Origin of the sequence: Pararhizobium sp. A13, assembly GCF_040126305.1 — a bacterium.
Taxonomy (GTDB): Bacteria; Pseudomonadota; Alphaproteobacteria; order Rhizobiales; family Rhizobiaceae; genus Pararhizobium.
Genome location: NZ_CP149510.1, coordinates 2,287,920 through 2,310,715 on the forward strand (window position 1 = coordinate 2,287,920; position 22,796 = coordinate 2,310,715).

Here is a 22,796-nt window from a genome sequence, read left to right on the forward strand (position 1 = left end):
GGCGTGCCGCGGGAGGACCGACAGGAGACCGCGGCAACAATTGGAGGAGAGAAATCATGACGCTGCAAACGCAGGCGCCAGTCGATGGCGCGTACGCCGCACAGGCGGTGGAAGACCGTGCCTATGGCAAGGTATTCTGGAGAATCGTTCCCTTTTTGATGCTGTGCTACGTGGTCGCCTATCTCGACCGCGTCAATGTCGGCTTCGCCAAGCTGCAGATGTCGAGTGAACTCGGCCTCTCGGAGGCGGCCTACGGCATCGGCGCAGGCATTTTTTTCATCGGCTATTTTCTGTTTGAAGTGCCGAGCAACATCATCATGAACAAGGTCGGCGCGCGGGTGTGGATTGCCCGTATCATGGTCACCTGGGGCATCATTTCCGCCGCCTTCATGTTCACCTCGTCTGAAACCGTCTTTTATGTCCTGCGTTTCCTGCTGGGCGTCGCCGAAGCCGGATTTTTCCCCGGCATCATTCTATACCTGACGTCCTGGTATCCGGCGCACCGCCGCGCCAAGATCATCACCACGTTCATGTCGGCGATCCCGATATCCGCCATTTTCGGCAACCCGCTTTCGGGCCTCTTGATGGACAGCTTCCACGGAACGCACGGTCTTTCCGGCTGGCAGTGGATGTTCCTCATCGAGGCCATTCCGGCCATCCTTTTCGGCGTCGCCACGTTCTTCTACCTCGATGATAACATCCGGGCCGCGAAATGGCTGGACGAAGACGAAAAGCGCGTGCTGACGGCCAATATCGAAGCGGAGAACCGGGCCAAGGCCTCGAGCCCCCACAGCATTGCCGGAACCCTGACGGACCGCCGGGTCTGGCTGATGTGCCTGATCTATTTCTGCTTCGTGCTTGGGCAATACGGCCTGAATTTCTGGATGCCGTCCATCGTGAAGGCCTCGGGCGTCACCGGAAACCTCAATATCGGCCTGATTTCCGCGATCCCCTATATCTGCACCTTCTTCGCCATGCTGGCGCTCGGACGCTCCGCCGACCGGCTGCGCGAACGGCGGTGGCACCTCGTCATCCCCGCCATCATCGCCGCTGGTGGTTTTGTCGCGGCAACGACGGCGACAAGCACGACCGTCTCAATCGTCTGCCTGTCGCTGGCCGCCGCGGGCGCCATCAGTTGCGCGCCACTCTTCTGGTCGCTTCCGACGGCATTTCTCGCCGGCACGGGCGCTGCCGCCGGCATTGCCTGGATCAATTCGGTCGGCAACCTCGCCGGGTTCCTCGGGCCGTTTCTGGTCGGCTATCTGAAGGACTTCACCGGCACCAACAGCGCCGGCATGTATCTTCTGGCCGCAGCGCTGGTGATCGGTTCGCTGGCCGTGTTGACGGTGCCAGCGAAAACCGTCAATCGCTAGACATCGCCCCCTCCGGGTGGACGCATCCGGAGGGGCAGCTCTTCCCCTCACAAGACTGGAGAACATCGTCATGTCACCGCTTGCTGAAAACTCAGGCCCCGCCGTTGTCGCGGCCGTCATCGGTCTTGGTTCCATGGGGCTTGGAATGGCCCGGTCGATGAAGCGCGCAGGTCTCGACGTTGTTGGCTATGACATCACGCCTGCGGCGGTGGATCGCTTCATCGCCGACGGCGGACGTGGCGCAGCAACACTCGCCGGCGCGGCAAAGGACGCCGACATTGTCGTTTCCGTGGTCGTCAACGGCGCGCAGACCGATGCCGTGCTGTTCGGCCCGCACGGCGTCGCGGGCACGATGAAGCCCGGAGCCGTCTTCATCTCGTCGGCAACCATGGATCCCGCTGTCGCGCGTGATCTGGCGCAACGGGTGGAGGCCCTCGGCCTGCATTATCTCGACGCGCCGATTTCGGGCGGCGCGGCCAAGGCGGCGCGTGGCGAACTGACGATCATGGCCTCCGGCTCCAAACAGGCTTTCGACACGGCCCGCCCGGGTCTCGACGCCATGGCCGGCAAGGTCTACGAGCTCGGCGACGCGGCCGGAACTGGTGCTGCCTTCAAGATGATCAACCAGCTTCTCGCCGGCGTGCACATCGCAGCCGCCTGCGAGGCCATAACCTTCGCCGCTAAGCAGGGCCTGGACCTCGACAAGGTCTATGAGGTGATCACGGCTTCGGCCGGCAATTCATGGATGTTCGAAAACCGCGTGCCGCATGTGCTGGCCGGAGACTATACTCCCCTCAGCAGTATCGAGATTTTCGTCAAGGACCTCGGCATCGTCCAGGATATGGCCCGCTCGGAGCGCTATCCGGTGCCGCTGGCGGCCGCTGCCCTGCAGATGTATCTCGCCGCCTCGGGTGCCGGCATGGGCCGTGACGACGATTCCTCGCTTGCGCGCCTCTACGCCCAGCTCTCGGGCGCAACATTGCCCGGTGCGGCCAAAGAGCCAGAGAAGCCGTAAAGGAACGCCAACATGCCGGTTTTCGCCGCCAATCTGACGATGATGTTCAACGAATGGCCGTTCCTCGACCGCTTCGACGCCGCGGCCGATGCCGGCTTTTCCGCCGTCGAATATCTCTTTCCCTATGAAGCTACGCCGGAGGCAATCGCCGAGCGGCTTGCTCGCAACAATCTGCAGCAGGCCTTGTTCAACCTGCCGCCGGGCGACTGGGCAGCCGGCGAGCGGGGTATCGCGGCCCTTCCCGGACGGTTCGAAGCATTGAAGTCGGATGTGGAGCGGGCGCTGGACTATGCGGCAGCGACAGGCGTGAAGCGGCTGCATCTGATGGCCGGTCACGCCGACCCTCATGACGAGGACGCGGCATCCCGTTATCGGCAATCCGTGAGCTATGCGGCAGGCCGCGTCGCCGAAAGCGGCATTGACCTGCTGCTGGAGCCCATCAACGGCCGCAACATGCCGGGATATTTGCTCAATGATTTCGGTATCGCGGAAAAGCTGATCGCGGACCTGGGCTTGCCTAACCTGAAGCTTCAGTTCGACATCTATCATCGCCAGATCCTTCACGGCGACGTCGTCATGGCCTTGCGCCGCCTCCTGCCGATCATCGGCCACATCCAGATTGCCAGTGTGCCGTCACGCAACGAGCCGGACGGGGAGGAGTTGAACTATCCCTATCTGTTCGAGGAAATCGACCGGATCGGTTACGGCGGCTTTGTCGGCTGCGAATACATCCCCAGGGGCCACACGCTGGACGGCCTCGAGTGGTTCAGACCTTTTGCACGGAGCTAGCTGATGACCATCCTGCTTGGATCGATCGCCGACGACTACACGGGCGCGTCAGATCTCGCCAACACGCTGACCAGAAACGGCCTTCGCACCGTGCAGACGGTCGGCATTCCCGACCCGTCCCTGGCGCTGCCGGACGTCGACGCGGTCGTCGTCTCGCTGAAAATCCGCTCGGTCGCGGCCGCTGACGCCGTGGCTGCGGCGACGCAAGCCGAACGGTGGCTGCGCAAGCGGGGGGCGGCCCACGTGCTTTACAAGATCTGCTCGACCTTCGATTCCACCGATGCCGGCAATATCGGTCCGGTGACGGAGGCCCTGAGTGCTACCGCCGGCGGCGGTTTGGTGCTGGTTACGCCCGCCTTTCCGGAAACGGGACGCACCGTCTATCTCGGCCATCTTTTCGTCGGCGGGCAACCGCTGAACGAAAGCCCGCTCAAGGATCATCCCCTCAACCCGATGCACGACGCCAATCTGGTGCGGGTCCTCGCTCGGCAATCGCGCGGCGCCATCGGGCTTGTCGATCTGGCGGCCGTCGCGGCCGGACCCGGCGCCGTCAAGGCGAGGCTCGATGCCCTGCGCACGGCCGGCGTCACCGCGGCCATCGCCGATGCGATTTTCGAGCGGGATCTTGAAACGCTCGGCGAAATGGCGCTCGAAACTCCGGTGTCCACCGGCGCATCGGGCCTCGGGCTTGGCCTTGCCCGCGCGCTCGTCCGCTCCGGCCGGGTATCTTCCGCGGTCACGACAACGGCGGACGCCATTCGCCCCGTCGGCGGGCTTTCCGCGGTCGTTGCCGGCAGTTGTTCCAAGGCAACGCTGCGCCAACTCGACGTCGCCGAACGGTCGATGCCCCTTCTGCGGCTCGACCCGGAAAAACTGCTTGCCGGTCCGGACGAAATTTCCGCGGCGATTTCCTGGGCCGGAGACCGCATTTCCGCCGGCCCCGTCGTCGTCGCCGCGAGTGCGTCGCCGGAAACCGTGTCCCGGCTGCAATCGCAATACGGACGTGAGGCCTCCGGCCACGCGATCGAAACCGCGACGTCGGTCATCGCCGCCGAACTGGTGGCAAGAGGCGTGCGGCGCCTGGTCGTCGCCGGCGGCGAAACCTCGGGTGCCGCGGTCGACAGGCTCGCCATTCCCGCATTTCTGATCGGCCCGGAGATTGCGCCCGGTGTGCCGGTGCTGCGCACGGTCGGCAATGCGCAGGGCGACATGCTGCTGGCGCTGAAATCAGGAAACTTCGGAGGCGACGATTTCTTCATCGCCGCGCTGGCGATGATGCACTGACGGGGGAGGGGGGCTGCGCCTCAGCTCTTACAGCGCCGCGCGGCAAATATGACCCAAGACAGGGGTGTGGGGACACCCCCCTCTGCCCTGCCGGGCATCTCCCCCTCAAGGGGGGAGATGTCACGAAGTGACGGAGAGGGGGGATGCCCAACACTGTCGGTACTGTGAGATATGACGCGCAAAGGACGCCGGAGCAACCTCAACTGGTCGCATCGAACCCCGTCGCCGCCACGCTGTTCACCCGCCATCCGCTGATCCACAGATCCCGCAAGCCGTCGCCTTCGCCGCGAAAATGGCTGTCCGTCGCCTCGCAATGTTCCACCCGGTCGGCACGGAAATTGCGGATGGCGGTGCGCAGTTCGCACCAGGCGACCACTACCGCCGTCGCCGAATAGTAGATCAGCGCCAGCGGCCGGATCGTGCGCTGGCTTGGCCTCCCGAATTCGTCGCGATAGTCGATGAGCAGTTTCTGCTCGTCGCGGATCGCCCGGCGCACCAAGGCGAGGTCGAGCCCCGAGGGGGACGGCGCGATCGTGCCCCAGGCATGCAGGGCGTTGGAGCGCATGGCCTGCCTGAGCGGCGCGGGCATGGCGCCGGCGATCTTCTGGTTGACGCGCTTGGCGGCGTCCTTCAGTTCCTCGTCGCCGGTGCGCTCCAGTAGCGCCAGCGCCAGCACGATCGCCTCCGTCTCCTCGATCGAAAACATCAGCGGCGGCAGGTCGAAGCCGGGCCGGAGAATGTAGCCGATGCCGCGCCCGCCCTCGATCGGCACCCGCACCGCCTGAAGCGCTGCAATGTCGCGGTAGATCGAACGGACGGTGACTTCGAGGCTTTCGGCGATCTGCGCGGCCGTCACCGGCTTTGTCTCCAGCCGCAGGATCTGGATGATCTCGAACAATCGCGACGCCTTGCGCATGGACCAGCTTTTTCCTCATTGCGCGAAACGCTCCTGACAGAACACTGTCAGTTGGGTGACGCTATACCACGTCCTCAAGTGTTTGAAAAACAAACGCTGCGCTCATTACGCACATCTCTTGATAGACGGACAACTGACATGACCTATGCGGAAAATCTCTGGCTCTTCTTCACCCTTCTCTTTGGCATTATCATCGTTCCCGGCATGGACATGGTCTTCGTCATGGCCAATGCGCTGACGGGCGGCCGGGCGTCGGGGCTGACGGCGACGGCGGGCATCATGGCGGGTGGTGTCTTCCATACGCTCTATGCGGCGCTCGGCGTCGGCCTGCTGCTGCACATGGTGCCGCAACTCTTCAACGTGCTGCTCCTGCTCGGGGCCGCCTATATCGCCTGGATCGGCTTTTCCCTGGTGAGAAGCAGCATCGCTATCGCCTCGGTCGAGCCGGGCGCCCGGCTGTCGCTCTGGACGAGCTTTCGCCGCGGCGCCTTGACCAGCATCCTCAATCCCAAGGCCTACCTGTTCATGCTGGCCGTCTATCCGCAGTTTCTGAAACCGCAGTTTGGCCCTCTGTGGTCTCAGGCGCTGACCATGGCGATCATGATCTCGGTCACCCAGCTGGCGGTCTATGGCAGCCTTGCGCTTGCCGCCGGGCGCAGCCGCGACATGCTGGTCGCCAGCCCGCGCGCGACGGCCCTGGTCGGCAAGTCGGCCGGCGTGGTGCTGATCGTCGTCGCCGCACTGACCGCCTGGCAGGGCTGGACGTCCGTTGCCTGAAGGCTGCACCACAGAAACTTGAGTTAAAAACTCCTGTTAATTCAGGCTGTTGCAGCAGGCGGTTATAAACTCGATCTCAAAAAAATGTTACTTCCTTCGTGAACGCAAAATGCAATCATGCCGGCGCATCGAGAGGAATGGCCGCGTCAGTATCTGTCACGGCTATGTCGGACAGGGAGAATTTCATGAAATTGAGAGCCGTGCTTTTTGCAATCGCCATTGCCGGTGTTGCCGGCGCCGTTACGGCAGCAGACGAACCGCAGGTGCTCCGCCAAGGGCTGATGAAGGGGGTAGGCCAATCGATGGGCGCGCTCGTCGCCATCGCCAAGGGCGAAAAACCCTATGACGGCGCCGTGGTCACGGCGTCGCTGGAAACGATCAGCAAAAACGTCAAGGCCTTCCCCGATCAGTTCCCGGCAGGTTCGGAAACCGGAATGGAATCGGAAGCCAGCCCGAAGATCTGGGAGAACATGGACGACTTCAAGGCCAAGGCCGCCAAGCTTGGCACGGATGTCGACGCGACACTCGCCCAGCTTCCGGCGGACCAGGCGGCTGTCGGCGCAGCGCTCGGCGCTATCGGCAAGAATTGCGGCGGCTGTCATGAGACCTACCGCCTCAAGAAGTGAGACGGCGGGTCGCATTCGCCAGAATATATAATCCTTTGGCGCGCCGGGTCTGAGCCTGGCGCGCCAAAAGTGTTTTCCGGACAAGGCAGAGGACGGGGCTTATGGGCGCGCGGGTTCGAAAACTGATGTCGGCTGTGATCGTCCTCGGCGTGGTTGTCGGCGGCGGCACCTGGTTCGTCGCCAAGCCCGAGCCCTGGCCGGCCACCCATTGGGAAGGCCTCGGCGAGCCGGATCTCGCCAATGGCGAGCAGGTTTTCTGGGCCGGCGGCTGCACCAGCTGCCATGCGATCCCGAAGTCGGAAGGCGACGCCAGACTGGTGCTTGCAGGCGGGCTGCCGCTGAAGAGCCCGTTCGGCACCTTCCATGTTCCCAATATCACGCCTGATGAAACGGCCGGTATCGGCAGCTGGACGCTCGCCGACTTCGGCAATGCCATGACGCGCGGTGTCGGCAAGAATGGCGAACATCTCTATCCGTCCTTTCCCTATGGCTCCTATGCCCGGCTGACGCCCAGGGACATCAACGATCTCTGGGGTTTCCTGAAAACCCTGCCAAAGAGCGCCAATGTCGCCCCGCCGCATGATCTGCCGTTTCCCTACAACGTCCGCCTGTCGCTCGGCGGCTGGAAGCTCCTGTTCTTTACCGACAAGCCGCGTGTGACGGTCGACACTGCCAACCCGAAGCTCGCCCACGGCCAATACCTCGTCGAAGGCCCCGGCCATTGCGCCGAATGTCACACCCCGCGCAACGCGCTCGGCGGCTTCGAGACCGACCGGTGGCTGGCCGGTGCGCCCAATCCGGAAGGCGAGGGCCGCATCCCCAACATCACGCCGGGTTCGAAAAGCATCGGCGGATGGAGCGAGAGCGATATCGTCAACTATCTCGAAACCGGTTTCACACCCGACTTCGATTCGGTCGGTGGCTCGATGGTCGAGGTGCAGAAGAACATGGCCAGACTGCCCGCCAGCGACCGCGAGGCGATCGCGGCGTATTTGAAGGCGGTGCCGGCGAGGGAGTAGCGGTGTTGTCTGAAAATTTCGGAATGGCTTTGCAGCCAGTGGCATGCAATGCAGCGTTCCTGTCAGGCTGCGTCGCTGCGGTTGATCTCGTGAAGCGCTGCGCGCGCGATGAATCCTGATCGTGTCAGCCCGTTCGCCTCGGCGAAACTGTCGATCTGTCGTAGAACATCTTCCGGCAGCGTCACGTTCACCCGCACCGCCTTCTTCGCGTCCGTTTTGAACCCGACGAGGATAGCGACACCCTGCCTGTTGTCCGGGTCTGCCATCACGGCTTCGAGGCTGGAGGGTTCCACAATGGGAACCCCGTCCTCGATGAGGCCTTCGAGATGCAATGCCAGGGCCTCCTCCGCCATACGCCGTGCTTCGTCAAGATCGGCCCCCGCCGAAATCACGCCTGGAAAATCGGGGAAAGACACGCCGTAGTCGCTGTCAGTATCCTTATGGATCAGTCCGATATAATGACGCATGGAGCTACCTCAGTTTTAGGCCGGCTTGCTTTTCGACGCTTTTGAGCGTTGCGATAGGAATGTCGCGCTTGGGATGGGGGACCGTAACGCGACCCGGCTTGTCCGTATGCTTGAATTGGACATGACTGCCTTTTCTCGCCACCTCGAACCAGCCGTCTTTTCGTAGAGCGGTGATAACATCGGAGCTCAGCATGCGTTGATTTATACACATTGATGTGTATAAATCAACGCTGTTATTCCTTGGAGCGAGCGGCTGAACATGCTGGGCCGAGAATGACATACCGGTGCGCGCAAGATCACGCCAGCGTCTGCAGATAGCGCATGCCGGTCACCGGGCCGGGCGTGAAGTTTTCCGATTCGTAGAAGCGGTGCGCCTGGAAATTGCCGGTGGCGGCGCTGACCGAGAGGTAGGTGGCGCCTGACATGCGGGCCTGTTCGCGGGCCTTTCCGACGAGATGGCGGCCGATACCGGTGCCGCGATGGGCCGCGCGGACGTAGAGCTGGTGCAGCTCCATGCCACGCGCGCCCTGCTGGGCGCGGTAGAGCGGCACGAGAATGGTGTAGCCGATCAGTTCGCCGCCGGCTTCGGCAACCAGCGCGGTGATCCACGGCATGCGGCCGAACAGGTCGCGTTCGAGATTTTCCGGGGTGACGGCGGCCGTGTCGCCGTGATGGGCGGCAAGCTCGGCGATCATTTCGCTGAGCTCGGCCAAGTCGCGGCTTTTGGCGGTGCGGATGGTCACCATCGGCGCGCGCGTGGCCGGATGGGCATGATGGGCATGATGTGTCGGGATGGCGGTCTGCAGCATGTCGAGGCTCCTGAATGGCTTTCCGCCATCAGGTGCCGTCCAAAAACAAAAGCCGCCTGATGGCGGCTTGTTGAACGAGATCAGACAGCCGCACCTATGGGAGCAGCGTAAAATACCAACGGGCGATGTTCGCGGTTCTGATCATGATGGGCAATGTCATCTTTTCCGGAATTTTGTCAACCGGAAATCGCATCACCGTTAATTTTTACGGCCAAAACAAGATTGCGAGACGCCATCTTTCAAGCAAAGAGCAGCCACATTCGCTGCCTACCGATCATGATCAGCGACAGCGCGGGTCCGTTGAGAAGCCTCTAATATTCATCATTCTTATCAATGGCTTGCCGTCGCTTCCAGATTCATCACGGGAGAACCCATCGCATGTCGTTCACGCTCAGCCGCCGGTCCTTCATCATCGGCTCCAGTCTGCTTCTTCCCGCCGTCGGCCTCGGCGCCGGTCCAGCCTTTTCCGCCGGAAGAGACATCGACAAACAGCTTGCCGCGCTGGAAAAGCGCACTGGCGGTCGTCTCGGCGTTTCCGTCCTCGATACGAAGAGCAACGCCTCCTTCGGCCATCGGCAGGACGAGCGTTTCGCCATGTGCTCGACCTTCAAGGCGCTTGCCGCCGCCTTCGTGCTGGCGCGTGTCGACAAGGGCGAGGAAAAGCTCGACCGGCGCATCGCCGTTGCGAAGGCCGACCTCCTTTCCCATTCGCCGATCGCCGAAAAGCACATCGCCGACGGTATGACGGTCGCAGAACTCTGCGACGCCGCCGTCACCTACAGCGACAATGCCGCCGCCAACCTGCTTCTGGCGAGGTTTGGCGGGCCTGACGGGCTGACGGCTTGGCTGCGGTCGATCGGCGACGGAACGACGCGGCTCGACCGCACCGAACCCGCCCTCAACGAGGCAAAGCCGGGCGATCCGCGCGATACGACGACGCCGGCTGCGATGATGCGCACACTTGGAAAATTGCTGCTCGAAGACGTGCTGTCGCCGTCATCCCGCGATCAGTTCGCCGCCTGGCTCGTCGCCAACAGGACGGGCGGCCGGCGGTTGAGGGCAGGGCTTCCCGCCAGCTGGACGGTCGGCGAGAAGACCGGCACCAGCGGCCATGGGGAAGCGGGCGACGTCGGCTTCATGCGGCCGCGCGAGGGCCACACGATCCTGGCGTCCGTCTATATCGCCGAAGGGAAAAAACCGACCAAGGAACTGGAGCCGATCTTCGCCGAAGTCGGCATGTTGATCGCCGCTATGGCGTGACTGGCCGGCCCCGCCAAAAATGAACTGCAAAATGACTTCGGCCGGGATCCCAAATAGGATAGGTCATCGGCATCGTGATTCACAACGAGGCTGATATGAAGAGACTGCTGTTTGTTCTTTTGGTTGCGGTTGTTGCCGGCGTCGCCACAATTGGCGGGCGCTGGTGGATTTATGTCACCAATACCAGCGATCCGCTGGACGAAGTCGGTATCGAGCTGAACAGCCGCATGCCGGAGCCGTTGCGCAAATGGGGATGCGCCCAGTTGAAGGCGAATTTCCATGCCCAGCTGCCGCCCTATGGCTGCGCGGCAACCGGAGGAACGGCCTGGGAATAGGTTGTCAAAAGCGAGCCGCCGGCGAAGCGCCGGCTGCTCGTCCTCACGTGCCGCAGAAGGTGCGGAACACTTCCTCGGCGGGGGCCGGCGGCGCGGCATAGGCGGCATAACCCGGCCGGTCCTCATAGGGTTTCGCAAGCACCGAAAGCAGCGCCTCGAACAGCGAAAAGTCGCCGTCGTCCTCGGCCGCGCGGATGGCCTGCTCGATCCGGTGGTTGCGCGGAATGTAGGCCGGATTGACCAGCCGCATCGCCTGCGCCCATTGGTGCGGCGTCCCCGCCTCGCGCGACAGCCGGGCGCGCCATTCGGCAAGCCAGGGCGCGATCGCCGCCGGATCGCGGAAGGTGGCTGCAAGGGCGTCCTGCGCCGTGTCGCTCCCGGCCGCGTCGGCAAGCCGCCGGAAGGTCAGCGTGAAATCCGCCTGTCCTTCCTTCATCAGCGTCAGCAGGCCCTGGACGAGATCGAGGTCGCCGTCTTCCTCTGCTGCGAGACCGATCTTGGCCTTCATGCCGGTGAGCCAATGGGTCTGGAAGCGTGAGCCATAGCCGGCGATCACGTCGTTGGCGAGATTGACCGCCTCCGAGGGCTCCGGGTCGAAAAGCGGCAGCAGCGTTTCGGCCAGCCGCGCCAGATTCCACTGGCCGATCGCCGGCTGGCTGGCATAGGCATAGCGCCCGCCCTGGTCGATCGAGGAGAACACCTTGGCCGGGTCATAGGCGTCGAGAAAGGCGCAGGGGCCGAAGTCGATCGTCTCGCCGGAGACAGCACAATTGTCGGTGTTCATGACGCCATGGATGAAGCCGACACAAAGCCAGCGGGCAATCAGCGCCGCCTGGCCGCCCGCGACCGCTTCGAGCAGCGCCAGATAGGGCCGCTCCTGTTCCCTCAGCTTCGGGTAGTGGCGGTCGATTACATAGTCCGCCAGAGTCTTGACACCTTCGGTATCGCCACGCGCGGCAAAAAACTGGAAGGTGCCGACGCGGATGTGGCTCGCTGCCACGCGGGTGAAAACGGCGCCGGGCAGCACCCGCTCGCGATAGACCGGCTCGCCGGTGACAACGGCCGCCAGCGCCCGGGTTGCGGGAATGCCGAGCGCATGCATGGCTTCGCTGACGATATATTCCCGCAGCACCGGCCCGAGCGCTGCGCGCCCGTCACCGCGGCGGGAGTAGGGGGTCTTGCCGGCGCCTTTCAGCTGGATGTCGCGGCGCACGCCGTTTTTGTCAATCACCTCGCCGAGCAGGATCGCCCGCCCGTCGCCGAGCAGCGGCACGAACTGGCCGAACTGATGCCCGGCATAGGCCATGCCCAGCGGCTCGGCACCTTCAGGTAGGCTGTTGCCGGAAAAGATCTGGGCGCCATCCCGCTCGAGCGTATCGGCATCAAGGCCAAGCTCCTGCGCCAGCGGCCGGTTGAACTTGATCAGCCACGGTTCTGCCACCGGCGTCGGATTGGCGCGCGCGAAGAAATGCTCCGGCAGCCGCGCATAGCTGTTGTCGAACGGGATCGGAGCAATCGCGGCGTTCTTCTCGGATTTCGGGCTATGGTCCATGCTGTCCTGATCTCCACCGAATACCGTTTCCGTCGACGGTTTGCGTATGATACCGCATCCGCGAACCGTCGGTGAGCCGGATATCGTGCGTGCGGGCTGGCATTGCAAGGCCTTGTTTTTCCGCCGCTGTTCGATGGGATCAGGCCGCTGTCCCTGAATGTTCGGGACTTGCCTATTGGCGTCACGCCGATGTTATGCGTCGGGTCCAGCCCCCCCCGATACCGAGAGGCTGGATTATCGCCCTTTCGTCATTGCACAAGGCGAACGGCGCCGGGATTGTTGATCTTCATGTTTGCCAGCTCCGGATCGCAGTTCATCTTGAAATTGCTGTTTCCGGTAAGGGTGATCTCCTGCGCGATCAGGCGAATGCATTCTCCGCCCGTGGCGCCGTTTCCGGAATACTGGATCTCCTGCGTGTCCGGCATGTAGACGATCCCGGTCAGCGAGGATGCGCTGTTGCCGTTGATCACGGCTGGTTCCGCGTTGCCATGCGCTGCGACGATTGAAAACCCGGCCCAGGTTCCCGAGAGCGCGGGAGAAATGTGGAACGTCGCACCGCCGTGAATCACGAGCTTGGCATCGTCGAGCAGGAAAAACGTGACGCCGGAACCGGTCACCACCGATTGGCTGGTCAACTGCAGCGAGCCGCCGTCGATGAGATAGGTGCCCGGCTCCAGATTGATTGCGCCCTTGAGCTCGAGGCTGCCATAGGTCCCTGGCTTCAAGGTGACGACGTAACCGGGGTTGTTTCCTTTCGGGGTCTTTCCGGTGCCATTGCAATTTCCATTGCCGCCGCCGCCATCGACGAAGTTTTGACCGCAACCGGAAAGGTCGATCCACGGGCTGGCAACTGGGAGTTTCTTGCTTTTGAAAGGATCCGGAACTCGTGACGATTTCTCGTGAGGAGCCGGACAAGCCAGTTGCACCGCATTGGGATCGATCGATATGCCTCCGGCAGAAAAGAGGCATTCGGCTTTCAGGTTGCCCGAGCCACCGACATAGATCGCCTGTGCGTCGGTGGAGTTCGCGGTGATGGTGCAGCCGCTCATATCGATGTTTGCACTGCCGGTGACTTCGAATGATCTGTATTTCGTCGGGTGCAGGGCAAGAATGCACGCCTCTGTTCCAGGAACCCGGGCGGCAATGGCGCGCTTACTGATTTCGAAAGGAAGTCGCTCCAGGAACATTGGCTTGTAGTTGAAGCCGTAGGCCGCGGCTGCCGTGTCCTCGAACGCGCCGTGAACGAGCGTCAGGTTGAAACTCGACAGGTCGTCTTCCTCAGGCAGCGGTTCGGAATTTTGCGGAACGGTGAAGTTGCCAAAGAAGATCTGGCTCGCTTCCTTGGTCGTTTCTTCTTCGCTGGAACCTTCCCCGAAGGATCGGACTGCCGAAAGGGCCGCGCTGTCAAGCGCCGCTTGCAGTTTCGTTGCTTCGACGTATGCGGCTCCAAGGTCAATCACCAAAGCTGCGGCTCCGATGACCGGAACGAATGCAATAGCGGTAAGAGTGGCAAAATTACCCGATTCGTCGCTGAGCAAATGCTCGATGTACACCTTCAATGGCCGCCGCATAGCTACCCCCTCTATATGGACTGGCAATTGAGGAAATATTACGCATCGCTAATGTTGAAAGGATTAAACAATTCGTTAAGATTGTCTCCTTCTGCAATCATGAGTAAATAAGTCATGATTGTGATCGTCTATCCTTGATTGCAGTTTATAACGCCGGACAACGACACCCGCCGTCACTGGATCCATATCTCTCCGGGCCGATGGCAATTTTCGCCGCCATCGATCGACCGTGGCGGAGGGGAAATCCCAAAGTCAGGCGCTCAATCGGTTCTCCGGAAAGCAGGCTTCGCAGATGGCAGCCACATGCCGATGGTCGGTGCCGCAGCAGCCGCCGAGAACGCGCAACTGTGGCATATGGCGCGTCAGTTGCCGGTATCTTCTCCCGAGATCGACGGGGTCTCCGGCGTCCAGCGTCTCGCTTTCGTCGAGTTCCTGATGGCTCATGTTCGAGGCATTGGCGCGGATGCCGCCAATCCGTTTCAGCCACGCATCGTCGCTCGCGACGACCTTGTCGAAATGGCTCGGATGGGCGCAGTTGATCATGTAATACAAGGGGTATGAGCCGGTCGAGGCGTCCACGGCCGCGATCGCTTCCTTCAGAGTGCGGCCGGTAACGAGGTCGCCGTCCGTTTCCACCGTAAACGAGATGACGCAGGGCATCTTCGCGCGCTTGGCCGCCCGCGCAATGCCGACCGCCTCGTCGATGCTGGTCAGCGTCAGCGCGGTGACCATATCGGCTTCGGTGGCGGCGAAGATCTCGATCTGCGTGGAGTGATAGGCCTCGGCCTCGTCGGCATCCATCTTGCTTGCCTTGTAGCCGTCGCCGCGCGGGCCGATCGCGCCGTTGATGACGATGGGCACGCCCGGCCGTTCACGCTCGGCGCGAATTTCGCTGAGGAGCTCGACGGCATCCTCGTTGGCTGCCTTGAGTGCTTCCGCGCTGTAGCCGAGCTTGCCGCCCCAATCCGGATTGGCCCTCCATGTTGCCGTATCCAGTACGAAACCGCTTTTGCCTCTTGCGGCGATATCGAGGTAGCGGATGTAATAGTCCTTCAGTTGCCGCCGCCCGGTTCTGTCCGCCAGCAGCACGAAAGCGGCGAAATGCGGCAGGTCGGCGCCCTCGTGAAAGATCAGCGTCGTTTCCATGCCGCCGTCAGCCAGGAATATGCCGCCCTTCAACTGCGGAAGGTCGTGTCGGTACTTGCTCATCATCTTCACCCTCTTTTGTTCGGCGTCTCAGCCTTCATACACGCCGGGAAGCCGGCAGATTTGTGCCTTTTTATCGCCTGCTAAAATAGCCGACTTGCGGTATACTTTCAGCAAAAGTCTATAAAGGTGCCGAAAATCAATGGGTTGTCTGGAATGGGCTGAGGCGGGCGGACGCAGTATTTCGACCTGGACCTTCGAAAACCCCACCGGCGGTACAGGAGCGGGACATGCGCAAGGGCGAGGAGACGAGGACCCGCATTCTCGATGTGGCGGAAGCGGCGGTGCTGCAGAAGGGTTTCGGCGGCACATCGATCGAGGAACTGATCGCCGAGACGGGCATCACCAAGAGCGGTTTCTTCTACCACTTCCGCGACAAGAACGAACTCGCCAAAGCGCTGCTCAATCGCTACATCGAAAACGACGAGCGGATCTACGACGAGATCTTCAGCCGCGCGCGCGACCTGATGGACGATCCGCTGCAATCCTTTCTGCTGGGGCTGAAGCTTTTGTCGGAATTGTTGTCCGACCTGCCGAACGGCCATCCGGGCTGCCTGGTTGCGACCATCTGCTACTATGAGCGGCTCTTCGATCGGGAAATTCAGGAGATCAACCGTCAGGCCGCGCTGACATGGCGCCGCCGCTTCCGCGGCATGTTCGATGAGATTTTCGCCGTCTACACGCCGCGTGAGCAGTTCGACGTGGACCAGCTCGCCGACATGGTCTCGACGGTGATCGAAGGTGGCATCGTGCTTTCCAAGGCGCTGAAGGAGCCACAAAGCCTGCCAGACCAGATTCTCGTGTTCCGCAGCTTCGTGAAGATGCTGTTCCAGCCGGTGCAGCACGCGTGAAGGCTTAGCCGTCCTCCATCTCCGCCGCAAGCTCTGCCAGTTTCCGCACCGTGTTGAGATTGCGCGATGTCGCATGCTTCAGCGCCGGCAGTCTCAGTTTCGAGCGGCCCGAGCCGTTGGGATAATGCACGTAGATCTCGTGGCCCGCGACATGCACCTCCTCGCCGTCGGGCGCGACGAGTTTGTCGAGCGCATCGGCAGGCGCTTTCTCCGGCAGGAAATTGACCGACAGATAGTTCGGCTGGGCGGCGGGAAAGGGATTGCTTTCGGCGATCTTTTCCAACTGCTCGCGACTGCGCACCATGACGCCCGGCGCCTTGCCCAGGACCTTGCCAAGCGCCTCATCGAGAACCTTGGCAGCGCTGGCGGCGGGGAGGTCCGAGCGAAACAGCACATTGCCGCTCTGGATAAAGGTTTTGACGTCCGAAAAGCCGGCCTTCTCGCAGACCGCCTTCAGGTCCCTCATGGCAAGCTTGCCGGTTCCGCCGACATTGATGGCGCGCAGAAGAGCGATATGGACGGGCATTTGATGCACTCCACCTATTCTCCCTGCAATTTGCAGGGAAAATGAACTGACACGACACGCCAGGGCTTGCCTTGTGCCGGCGAGCGGCGAGCTCCTGGCTCCTCACATCTTCCCAGCCACCTTGATCGCGAACGCATATTCGAACGCGATTTCCTCCAGCCGCTGGAAGCGCCCGGAGGCGCCGCCGTGGCCCGCGTCCATGTTGGTCTTCATCAGGATCGGCTGGGAGCCGGTGGTCTTTTCGCGCAGCTTGGCCACCCATTTGGCCGGTTCCCAATAGGTGACGCGCGGATCGGTGAGGCCGCCGAGCGCGAGGATGGCCGGGTAGGGCTTGGCCGAAACGTTGTCGTAGGGGCTGTAGGCCGCCATGCGCTCATAGGCCGTCCTGCTCTCGATCGGGTTGCCCCATTCCGGCCACTCCGGCGGAGTGAGCGGCAGCGTGTCGTCGAGCATCGTGTTCAAGACATCGACGAAGGGTACGGCGGCAATGATGCCCTTGAACTTCTCCGGCGCCATGTTAGCGATCGCGCCCATCAGCATGCCGCCGGCCGATCCGCCCTCGGCGACGATGTTTGCGTAAGAGGTGAACTTCTGTTGATCAGATAGTCGGCCGCCGCGATGAAGTCCTTGAAGGTATTGGTCTTCTTCCCCATCTTGCCGTCTTCGTACCACTGGAATCCCTTGTCCTTGCCGCCGCGGATATGGGCGATGGCAAAGACGAAGCCGCGATCGGCGAGCGACAGGCAGTTGGTGTTGAAACCGGCCGGAATGCTGATGCCATAGGCGCCGTAGCCATAGAGCAGGCAGGGCGCCGAGCCGTCGAGGACAACATCCTTGCGATAGAGCAGGGTGACCGGAACCTCGACGCCGTCCCACGACGGCGCCATGACGCGGCGGGTGACGTAGTCATCCGCATTGTGGCCGGACGGCACGTCCTGCGTCTTCAGAAGCGTGCGCTCGCGTGTCGCCATATCGTAGTCGTAGAGTTGGCTCGGCGTCGTCATCGACGAATAGGAGAAGCGGATGACGTCGGTGTCGTATTCGCCGGCGCCCGAAAGCCCGAGCGAATAGGCTTCCTCGGCAAAGGCGATCGCGTGTTCCTCACCGGTCCTGCGGTCGCGGATCTTGATCCGCGGCAGGCCGTTTTCCCGCTCCAGCCAGACGAGGTGGCGGGCAAAGGCCATGTGCGAGAGGATCAGCCGGCCCGGCGTATGCGGCACGACATCGGTCCAGTTTTCCCGACTCGGTTTGTCAACCGGCGTCTGCATGATCTTGAAATCCTTGGCGCCGTCCGCATTGGTCAGGATGTAGAAGACATCGCCGCCTTCAGTCAGCGAATATTCGAGCCCGGTTTGACGCGCGGCGACGAGCTGCGGCTTGCCGGTCAGGTCGGAGGTCGGCAGCAGCCAGTATTCGCTGGTCTCGTGGTCGTGAATGTCGATGTAGATGAAATCGTCGAGCATCGAGCCGCCGACGCCCATGAAGAAGCCCGGATCCTCCTCCTCGTAGACCAGCCGGTCGTCGCTCTGCGGCGTGCCGACAATATGGTGGAAGATTTTTGAAGGCCGATGGTTGTCGTCGAGCACGGTATAGAAGAAGCTCTTGCCATCCGGCGCCCAGGCGCCGCCGCCGCCGGTGTTCTTGATGACGTCGGCAAGGTCCTCGCCCGTTGCAAGGTCGCGGACGCGCAGCGTGTAATATTCCGAGCCCTTGTCGTCATAGCCCCAGAGGCCGCGGCTGTGGTCGGTCGAGTGGTCGATGCCGGCGAGGCGGAAATAGGCCTTGCCATCGCCCTCCTTGTCGCCGTCAAGAAGCACGGTGCGCTCGCCGCCATCGCGGGGGATGCGGAAATAGCGCGGCTGTTCGCCGCCGGTGACGAAGAAGGTGCCGTAGGCAAAAGGCCCGTCCTTCATCGGCACGGACGAGTCGTCCTCCTTGATGCGGCCCTTCATCTCGGCAAACAGCGTCTTCTGCAGCGCCTCGGTATCGGCCATCGCCGCCTTCATATAGGCGTTCTCGGCTTCGAGGTGCTTGCGGATCTCCGGATCGAGGATCGAGGGATCCTTGAACATCGCCTGCCAGTTGTCGGCGCGCAGCCAGGCATAGTCGTCCGTCCGGGTGATGCCATGACGGGTATCGGTCACCGGCTTTTTCGGAGCGACGGGAGCGGCGGGCAGATTCTTGAATATGGACAAGGATGACTCCGGGAAAAATGCGAGGGGTGTACACCGGAGATAGAGGCCGGGTGCCAAAGGTTCAAGAAAAAAGCTCGCGCCATTGCGCAGACCGCCTGAACAAATTCGCGTTAGCCGCTGCGTAGGATCGCGTTCATCACGCATGAACGATCAGATGAGCATTGCGATGTGCCTGTGGTATGTGGACGAGGCGATCGCGATCCGGCCGGCGTGATTTCCGCAGCGATCGTGCCGGCAAATTGCGCGACCGCTATCCTCCGAAGGCCCCGCTTTAACCGTACGTTAGCGCAATTCCTTCAGATTGCGCCTCAGGCGCGATGTCGTTTTCCCGTGCGCTTTGTCAGAGGCATCATGCCTTGAACCTCCCTTTTTCGTTCAGCTTGCGGGCCATCGGCCCCGCCGGAGTTCAGTTATGACCTTTCGCAATCTCTCCATTCTCCAGAAGATCGGCCTCGTCGTGTTCGTCATGGGGCTGTCGTCGCTGGTCATCGCCTTTGTCGGTGCGAAGGGTATTTCAGCATTGGAATCGGCCATGGTGTCGGTCGGCGAGAAAGAGGAAGTCGCCCGCGAGGCGATGGACCTGCGCGTCGATATCATCGCCATCAGCCGCATGACTTACCAGCTTGCCGCCCAGCCTGAAAAGGCGGCCGATTTCCGCGCGGAGACGGAAAAGCGCTCGAAGGAAATGCTCGAGCGCCTGCCGAAGATCGAAGCGGCCGCCGACCAAACCGAACTCAAGCAGCTGCAGACGATCCGCTCGACGCTCGAAACTTACTTCGGCGAAATCCGCGCCATGGTCGATATCGCCGAGAAGAACGGCCAGGATGCTGCTGCGATCAAGGCCGGGCTCGACGAGGCGCTCGCCGCCCAGAAGACCGTCACCAGCGCGGTCAAGGAATACAGCACCTATTCGGGTGAAGCGCTCGCCACGGCCCGCGCGGACGCGCTCCAGTCCTCGTCGCTCGCACTCGTCATCGCCGTAGCGTCGGCCGCGGCCTGCATCGTCTTCGGTGCGGTGGTCAGTCTGCTCGTGGCTCGCCGGGGCATTTCGGCGCCGGTTCGTTCGCTGACGGCCGCCATGAGCCGCCTTGCCGAGGGCAATCTCGACAGTACCGGCACGGATGCCGAGCGCAAGGACGAGATCGGCGAAATGGCCCGCGCCGTCGAAGTCTTCCGCCGCAATGCGCTGGCAATGCGGGACATGAAGGCGCAAGAGGCAGCACTTCATGCGCTGAGCAGCGATCTGCAGTCGAGCATCAGCACCGTCGTTGCGGCTGCCGTCGCCGGCGATTTCACCGGCCGCATCGGCAAGGATTATCAGAACGACGATCTCAACCGCTTCGCCGGCAGCGTCAACGAACTGGTCGACAGTATCGACAACGCCGTCGCCGAAGTGCGCCGCGTCATCGCCGCCCTTGCCGACGCCGACCTGTCGCAAAGCATGAGCGGCCATTTCCAGGGGGCCTTTGCCGAACTGCAGCAGAACGTCAATTCCACGATGGTGACGCTGCGCTCGACCATGCAGAATGTGCGCGGGGCTGCCGGCACCATCAAGGAAAGCTCCGCCGAACTGAGCTCTGCCGCCAACGACCTCTCCAAGCGCACCGAGCAGCAGGCGGCCGCACTTGAGGAAACCGCCGCAGCATTGGACGAGATTACCGCGACCGTTCGCGCCTCCTCCTCGCGCGCCAACGAAGCCCGCGACATGGTGCGCGAGACGAAGGAAAGCGCCGGCAAGTCGGGCGAGATCGTCCGCAGCGCCGTCAGCGCCATGAGCCGCATCGAGGGTTCGTCGAGCCGGATCAGCCAGATCATCGGCGTCATCGACGAGATCGCCTTCCAGACCAACCTTCTGGCGCTCAATGCGGGCGTCGAGGCGGCCCGCGCTGGTGAGGCGGGACGCGGTTTCGCCGTCGTCGCCCAGGAAGTGCGCGAACTGGCGCAGCGCTCCGCCAATGCCGCCAAGGAGATCAAGACGCTGATCAGCGCCTCTGCCTCGGAAGTCGAAGGCGGCGTCTCGCTGGTGCGTGCGACCGGCGATGCGCTGCTGGAGATCGAGAAGCTCGTCCTCCGCGTCAACGACCATGTGGACAGCATCGCGACCGCGGCGCGCGAACAGGCGACCGCGCTTGCCGAAATCAACACCTCCGTCAACCACATGGACCAGATGACGCAGAAGAACGCCGCCATGGTCGAGGAGACGACGGCGGCGAGCGAAACGCTTGCCGACGAGAGCCGCCAACTGCAGACGCTGCTTGCCCGCTTCAAGCTCGAAGAAGCAAATCGCGCATCGCAGCCGCAGCTACGCACACGTTACGCGGCCTGAGCGTCCAGCCACGGGTGAAACAACTGAAAACGCCCGCATGTCGAACGACATGCGGGCGTTTTCGCATGCTGAATCAGTTCATTAGCTAGTGCCCATCTTCCCTTCCGGCTCGCCCCCGGCGTGCTCGATGAGGGTCTGGAATTTCGGTATCTCCGCCTGGCCTCCTCGATCATGAGGATACGTTCAGGTGGGTGTCAGCTTTGTGGTGTGCTTTCCGTCGTTTGTGCGGCCAAGCGGCCGCGCCCGGTGTGTCGAGACAGAGTGGACAACATGAAGAAGAAAGCACTGCATATCGTCCTCGAGACGGAGCGGAAGGACACCGTCTTCAGTCAGGACGAGCCGCCGGTCGGCGATTTTTCCTTCAATGCCAAGGTGGCTGACGTGTTTGACGACATGGTCAGCCGCTCGGTGCCGCACTACGAAGAAATGCAGCGGATGGTCTGCGAACTGGCGCAGGATTTTGCCAAGCGCAATACCAACTTGTACGATATCGGCTGCTCGACTGCGACGACGCTGCTTGCGCTTGATCCGGTTCTGGATCCGAGCGTCAAGTTCATTGGCGTCGACAACGCCCCCGATATGCTTGAGAAGGCACGGCAGAAGATCGCCCAGACCGCTACGCAAAGGCCGATCGAGCTGCAGATGGCGGATTTGCACAAGGGCCTGTATATGGAGAATGCCAGCGTCGTTACGATGCTGCTGACCCTTCAATTCATTCGTCCGCTCTACCGCGAGCGAATGATGAAGATGATCTACTCTGGCTTGAATGAACAGGGTTGCGTGGTCCTGATCGAAAAGCTGACGAGCGAGGACACGACCTTCAACCGCTTGTTCATCCAGCATTATTACGATTTCAAGCGGCGAAACGGATATTCGGAGATCGAGATCTCCAAGAAACGGGAAGCGCTGGAAAATGTCCTCATCCCCTATCGACTGGAAGAGAATATCCAGCTTCTCAGGGAAACGGGATTCAAGCACGTCGAAGTGTTTTTCCGCTGGTACAATTTCTGCGGCATCATCGCGGTCAAATAGCTGAGAAAAAAATGAAATCCTTGATGATCTCCATCGGCAACTTTCTGTTCCGGTATCGAAACCAGCTATTCCCCGTCATTATCGTCGGGCTCTTTCTGTCCGCCGCGCCGAAAACGGAAATGTTTGGCAGCAAGCAGCTCGAAAATGCCAGGGACATGGTCGCATGGCTTGTCGCATTGTCCGGGCTGGCGTTCCGCGCGATCGTTATCGGCTATGCCTACATTCAGCGGGGCGGCCTGAACAAGAAGGTTTACGCCAAGAATCTTGTTACCGAAGGCATGTTCAGCGTCTGTCGTAATCCGTTATATGTCGGCAACGTCTTGATCTACAGCGCGGTTTTCCTCATGCATGGCAACCCGGTGGTGACAGTTGTCGGTATCCTGTTGTTCTGCTTCATGTACCAATGCATCGTCTACGCCGAGGAGGCGTTCCTTGAGGGAAAGTTCGCAGAAGGCTACAAGGCCTACTGCTCCGACGTCCCGCGCTGGCTTCCGCGCTTCAGCAAATTTTCCCAGGCCACTGAAGGCATGGATTTCAATTTCAAGCGGGTTATTGCCAAGGATTATTCAACCGCATCGGCTGCGCTGATCACCTTGCTGCTGGCAGAAGTTTACGAGCACGTGGCGGGCTCGGTTCCGACCTCCGACGTCCAGTATGTGTCCATCCTCGCAACACTCATTGTTCTGACCGGCATCGCCACCGCGTTCATCAGCCAGCTGAAGAAACGCGGCGTCTTCAGCGACAAGAAAACGGTTTGATGAGAGGAGTTTGGGCTTTGGTCGACTGCGGCCGACCGCTCCATCGGTAGCCGCATTCCTTCCACGACGGCAATGATCCTTCACGCCGGCTGCCGCCTTGTTGCAGCTG

At 61.8% G+C, this 22,796-nt stretch carries 21 protein-coding genes and 1 pseudogene; 13 read left to right on the forward strand and 9 right to left on the reverse strand.

The window, feature by feature from the left end; all coding sequences use genetic code 11:
* Positions 1 to 56: 56 nt before the first annotated feature.
* From WI754_RS11080 to otnK, 4 genes are all read left to right on the forward strand, one after another.
* The gene (locus WI754_RS11080) at positions 57 to 1,373 is read left to right on the forward strand and encodes an MFS transporter (RefSeq protein WP_349433413.1); all 1,317 of its coding nucleotides are present in this window, start codon (positions 57 to 59) and stop codon (positions 1,371 to 1,373) included.
* A gap of 70 nt (positions 1,374 to 1,443) precedes the next feature.
* The gene (gene ltnD / locus WI754_RS11085) at positions 1,444 to 2,388 is read left to right on the forward strand and encodes an L-threonate dehydrogenase (protein WP_349433415.1); all 945 of its coding nucleotides are present in this window, start codon (positions 1,444 to 1,446) and stop codon (positions 2,386 to 2,388) included.
* Between the two features lie 12 nt (positions 2,389 to 2,400).
* Complete coding sequence (otnI, locus tag WI754_RS11090; RefSeq protein WP_349433416.1) at positions 2,401 to 3,177, forward strand: 2-oxo-tetronate isomerase; 777 nt, start codon at positions 2,401 to 2,403, stop codon at positions 3,175 to 3,177.
* Positions 3,178 to 3,180: 3 nt separating this feature from the next.
* Positions 3,181 to 4,461 carry a 3-oxo-tetronate kinase gene (gene otnK, locus WI754_RS11095; RefSeq protein ID WP_349433417.1) on the forward strand — a complete coding sequence of 427 codons (1,281 nt, stop codon included), beginning with the start codon at positions 3,181 to 3,183 and terminating at the stop codon, positions 4,459 to 4,461.
* Positions 4,462 to 4,660: 199 nt separating this feature from the next.
* On the opposite strand, the gene WI754_RS11100 is transcribed toward otnK, so the two are convergent.
* Positions 4,661 to 5,377 (reverse strand): YafY family protein, encoded by a 717-nt coding sequence (locus tag WI754_RS11100; protein ID WP_349433418.1) that lies wholly within the window; start codon positions 5,375 to 5,377, stop codon positions 4,661 to 4,663.
* A gap of 138 nt (positions 5,378 to 5,515) precedes the next feature.
* Between WI754_RS11100 and WI754_RS11105 the strand changes: the two genes are divergently transcribed.
* The 3 genes from WI754_RS11105 to WI754_RS11115 all read left to right on the forward strand — a co-directional run bounded on the left by WI754_RS11105 (position 5,516) and on the right by WI754_RS11115 (position 7,799).
* A complete protein-coding gene (locus WI754_RS11105) occupies positions 5,516 to 6,154 on the forward strand; it encodes a LysE family translocator (protein WP_349433419.1) in 639 nt (212 codons plus the stop codon).
* A gap of 185 nt (positions 6,155 to 6,339) precedes the next feature.
* Positions 6,340 to 6,780, forward strand: a complete 441-nt coding sequence (locus tag WI754_RS11110; RefSeq protein WP_349433420.1) for a cytochrome c — start codon at positions 6,340 to 6,342, stop codon at positions 6,778 to 6,780.
* A gap of 101 nt (positions 6,781 to 6,881) precedes the next feature.
* Positions 6,882 to 7,799 carry a cytochrome c gene (locus WI754_RS11115; RefSeq protein WP_349433421.1) on the forward strand — a complete coding sequence of 306 codons (918 nt, stop codon included), beginning with the start codon at positions 6,882 to 6,884 and terminating at the stop codon, positions 7,797 to 7,799.
* 62 nt (positions 7,800 to 7,861) lie between these two features.
* On the opposite strand, the gene WI754_RS11120 is transcribed toward WI754_RS11115, so the two are convergent.
* The 3 genes from WI754_RS11120 to WI754_RS11130 all read right to left on the reverse strand — a co-directional run bounded on the left by WI754_RS11120 (position 7,862) and on the right by WI754_RS11130 (position 9,075).
* The gene (locus tag WI754_RS11120; RefSeq protein WP_349433422.1) at positions 7,862 to 8,266 is read right to left on the reverse strand and encodes a type II toxin-antitoxin system HicB family antitoxin; all 405 of its coding nucleotides are present in this window, start codon (positions 8,264 to 8,266) and stop codon (positions 7,862 to 7,864) included.
* Positions 8,267 to 8,270: 4 nt separating this feature from the next.
* On the reverse strand, positions 8,271 to 8,459 hold the full coding sequence (locus WI754_RS11125) for a type II toxin-antitoxin system HicA family toxin (protein ID WP_349433423.1): 189 nt from the start codon (positions 8,457 to 8,459) through the stop codon (positions 8,271 to 8,273).
* 103 nt (positions 8,460 to 8,562) lie between these two features.
* Positions 8,563 to 9,075 carry a GNAT family N-acetyltransferase gene (locus WI754_RS11130; protein ID WP_349433424.1) on the reverse strand — a complete coding sequence of 171 codons (513 nt, stop codon included), beginning with the start codon at positions 9,073 to 9,075 and terminating at the stop codon, positions 8,563 to 8,565.
* Positions 9,076 to 9,453: 378 nt separating this feature from the next.
* Between WI754_RS11130 and bla the strand changes: the two genes are divergently transcribed.
* Both bla and WI754_RS11140 read left to right on the forward strand, forming a co-directional pair.
* Positions 9,454 to 10,335, forward strand: coding sequence for a class A beta-lactamase (gene bla / locus WI754_RS11135; RefSeq protein WP_349433426.1), 882 nt, complete (start codon positions 9,454 to 9,456; stop codon positions 10,333 to 10,335).
* Positions 10,336 to 10,430: 95 nt separating this feature from the next.
* Positions 10,431 to 10,670 (forward strand): hypothetical protein, encoded by a 240-nt coding sequence (locus tag WI754_RS11140; RefSeq protein ID WP_349433427.1) that lies wholly within the window; start codon positions 10,431 to 10,433, stop codon positions 10,668 to 10,670.
* 43 nt (positions 10,671 to 10,713) lie between these two features.
* Here WI754_RS11140 and WI754_RS11145 read toward each other — a convergent pair whose 3' ends face one another.
* The 3 genes from WI754_RS11145 to WI754_RS11155 all read right to left on the reverse strand — a co-directional run bounded on the left by WI754_RS11145 (position 10,714) and on the right by WI754_RS11155 (position 15,002).
* Positions 10,714 to 12,222, reverse strand: a complete 1,509-nt coding sequence (locus WI754_RS11145; protein ID WP_349433428.1) for a protein adenylyltransferase SelO — start codon at positions 12,220 to 12,222, stop codon at positions 10,714 to 10,716.
* Between the two features lie 248 nt (positions 12,223 to 12,470).
* Positions 12,471 to 13,793: a Tad domain-containing protein gene (locus WI754_RS11150; RefSeq protein WP_349433429.1), complete on the reverse strand. Its 1,323-nt coding sequence runs from the start codon at positions 13,791 to 13,793 to the stop codon at positions 12,471 to 12,473.
* A 252-nt stretch (positions 13,794 to 14,045) separates the two neighbouring features.
* The gene (locus WI754_RS11155; RefSeq protein ID WP_349433430.1) at positions 14,046 to 15,002 is read right to left on the reverse strand and encodes a homocysteine S-methyltransferase family protein; all 957 of its coding nucleotides are present in this window, start codon (positions 15,000 to 15,002) and stop codon (positions 14,046 to 14,048) included.
* Between the two features lie 227 nt (positions 15,003 to 15,229).
* On the opposite strand from WI754_RS11155, the gene WI754_RS11160 reads away from it, so the two are divergent.
* Complete coding sequence (locus tag WI754_RS11160; protein WP_349433431.1) at positions 15,230 to 15,850, forward strand: TetR/AcrR family transcriptional regulator; 621 nt, start codon at positions 15,230 to 15,232, stop codon at positions 15,848 to 15,850.
* 4 nt (positions 15,851 to 15,854) lie between these two features.
* On the opposite strand, the gene WI754_RS11165 is transcribed toward WI754_RS11160, so the two are convergent.
* The gene (locus WI754_RS11165; RefSeq protein ID WP_349433433.1) at positions 15,855 to 16,376 is read right to left on the reverse strand and encodes a DUF1697 domain-containing protein; all 522 of its coding nucleotides are present in this window, start codon (positions 16,374 to 16,376) and stop codon (positions 15,855 to 15,857) included.
* 102 nt (positions 16,377 to 16,478) lie between these two features.
* Positions 16,479 to 18,571: pseudogene (locus WI754_RS11170) on the reverse strand (S9 family peptidase).
* A gap of 412 nt (positions 18,572 to 18,983) precedes the next feature.
* Between WI754_RS11170 and WI754_RS11175 the strand changes: the two are divergent.
* The 3 genes from WI754_RS11175 (at position 18,984) to WI754_RS11185 (ending at position 22,687) form a co-directional block, all read left to right on the forward strand.
* Positions 18,984 to 20,897 (forward strand): methyl-accepting chemotaxis protein, encoded by a 1,914-nt coding sequence (locus WI754_RS11175; RefSeq protein ID WP_349433435.1) that lies wholly within the window; start codon positions 18,984 to 18,986, stop codon positions 20,895 to 20,897.
* Positions 20,898 to 21,167: 270 nt separating this feature from the next.
* A complete protein-coding gene (cmoA, locus tag WI754_RS11180) occupies positions 21,168 to 21,929 on the forward strand; it encodes a carboxy-S-adenosyl-L-methionine synthase CmoA (RefSeq protein ID WP_349433437.1) in 762 nt (253 codons plus the stop codon).
* Between the two features lie 11 nt (positions 21,930 to 21,940).
* Positions 21,941 to 22,687, forward strand: a complete 747-nt coding sequence (locus WI754_RS11185; RefSeq protein WP_349433438.1) for an isoprenylcysteine carboxylmethyltransferase family protein — start codon at positions 21,941 to 21,943, stop codon at positions 22,685 to 22,687.
* Positions 22,688 to 22,796 lie beyond the last annotated feature (109 nt).

Bases quoted from the DNA above. Each gene is read 5' to 3' on its own strand.
- WI754_RS11185 (WP_349433438.1), top strand. From the start codon at position 21,941: ATGAAATCCTTGATGATCTCCATCGGCAACTTTCTGTTCCGGTATCGA.
- WI754_RS11080 (WP_349433413.1), top strand. From the start codon at position 57: ATGACGCTGCAAACGCAGGCGCCAGTCGATGGCGCGTACGCCGCACAG.
- WI754_RS11125 (WP_349433423.1), bottom strand. From the start codon at position 8,459: ATGCTGAGCTCCGATGTTATCACCGCTCTACGAAAAGACGGCTGGTTC.
- cmoA (WP_349433437.1), top strand. From the start codon at position 21,168: ATGAAGAAGAAAGCACTGCATATCGTCCTCGAGACGGAGCGGAAGGAC.
- WI754_RS11110 (WP_349433420.1), top strand. From the start codon at position 6,340: ATGAAATTGAGAGCCGTGCTTTTTGCAATCGCCATTGCCGGTGTTGCC.
- WI754_RS11115 (WP_349433421.1), top strand. From the start codon at position 6,882: ATGGGCGCGCGGGTTCGAAAACTGATGTCGGCTGTGATCGTCCTCGGC.
- WI754_RS11175 (WP_349433435.1), top strand. From the start codon at position 18,984: ATGACCTTTCGCAATCTCTCCATTCTCCAGAAGATCGGCCTCGTCGTG.
- otnI (WP_349433416.1), top strand. From the start codon at position 2,401: ATGCCGGTTTTCGCCGCCAATCTGACGATGATGTTCAACGAATGGCCG.
- WI754_RS11120 (WP_349433422.1), bottom strand. From the start codon at position 8,266: ATGCGTCATTATATCGGACTGATCCATAAGGATACTGACAGCGACTAC.
- WI754_RS11140 (WP_349433427.1), top strand. From the start codon at position 10,431: ATGAAGAGACTGCTGTTTGTTCTTTTGGTTGCGGTTGTTGCCGGCGTC.
- otnK (WP_349433417.1), top strand. From the start codon at position 3,181: ATGACCATCCTGCTTGGATCGATCGCCGACGACTACACGGGCGCGTCA.
- WI754_RS11130 (WP_349433424.1), bottom strand. From the start codon at position 9,075: ATGCTGCAGACCGCCATCCCGACACATCATGCCCATCATGCCCATCCG.
- WI754_RS11150 (WP_349433429.1), bottom strand. From the start codon at position 13,793: ATGCGGCGGCCATTGAAGGTGTACATCGAGCATTTGCTCAGCGACGAA.
- WI754_RS11160 (WP_349433431.1), top strand. From the start codon at position 15,230: ATGCGCAAGGGCGAGGAGACGAGGACCCGCATTCTCGATGTGGCGGAA.
- WI754_RS11100 (WP_349433418.1), bottom strand. From the start codon at position 5,377: ATGCGCAAGGCGTCGCGATTGTTCGAGATCATCCAGATCCTGCGGCTG.
- bla (WP_349433426.1), top strand. From the start codon at position 9,454: ATGTCGTTCACGCTCAGCCGCCGGTCCTTCATCATCGGCTCCAGTCTG.
- WI754_RS11145 (WP_349433428.1), bottom strand. From the start codon at position 12,222: ATGGACCATAGCCCGAAATCCGAGAAGAACGCCGCGATTGCTCCGATC.
- ltnD (WP_349433415.1), top strand. From the start codon at position 1,444: ATGTCACCGCTTGCTGAAAACTCAGGCCCCGCCGTTGTCGCGGCCGTC.
- WI754_RS11105 (WP_349433419.1), top strand. From the start codon at position 5,516: ATGACCTATGCGGAAAATCTCTGGCTCTTCTTCACCCTTCTCTTTGGC.
- WI754_RS11155 (WP_349433430.1), bottom strand. From the start codon at position 15,002: ATGAGCAAGTACCGACACGACCTTCCGCAGTTGAAGGGCGGCATATTC.
- WI754_RS11165 (WP_349433433.1), bottom strand. From the start codon at position 16,376: ATGCCCGTCCATATCGCTCTTCTGCGCGCCATCAATGTCGGCGGAACC.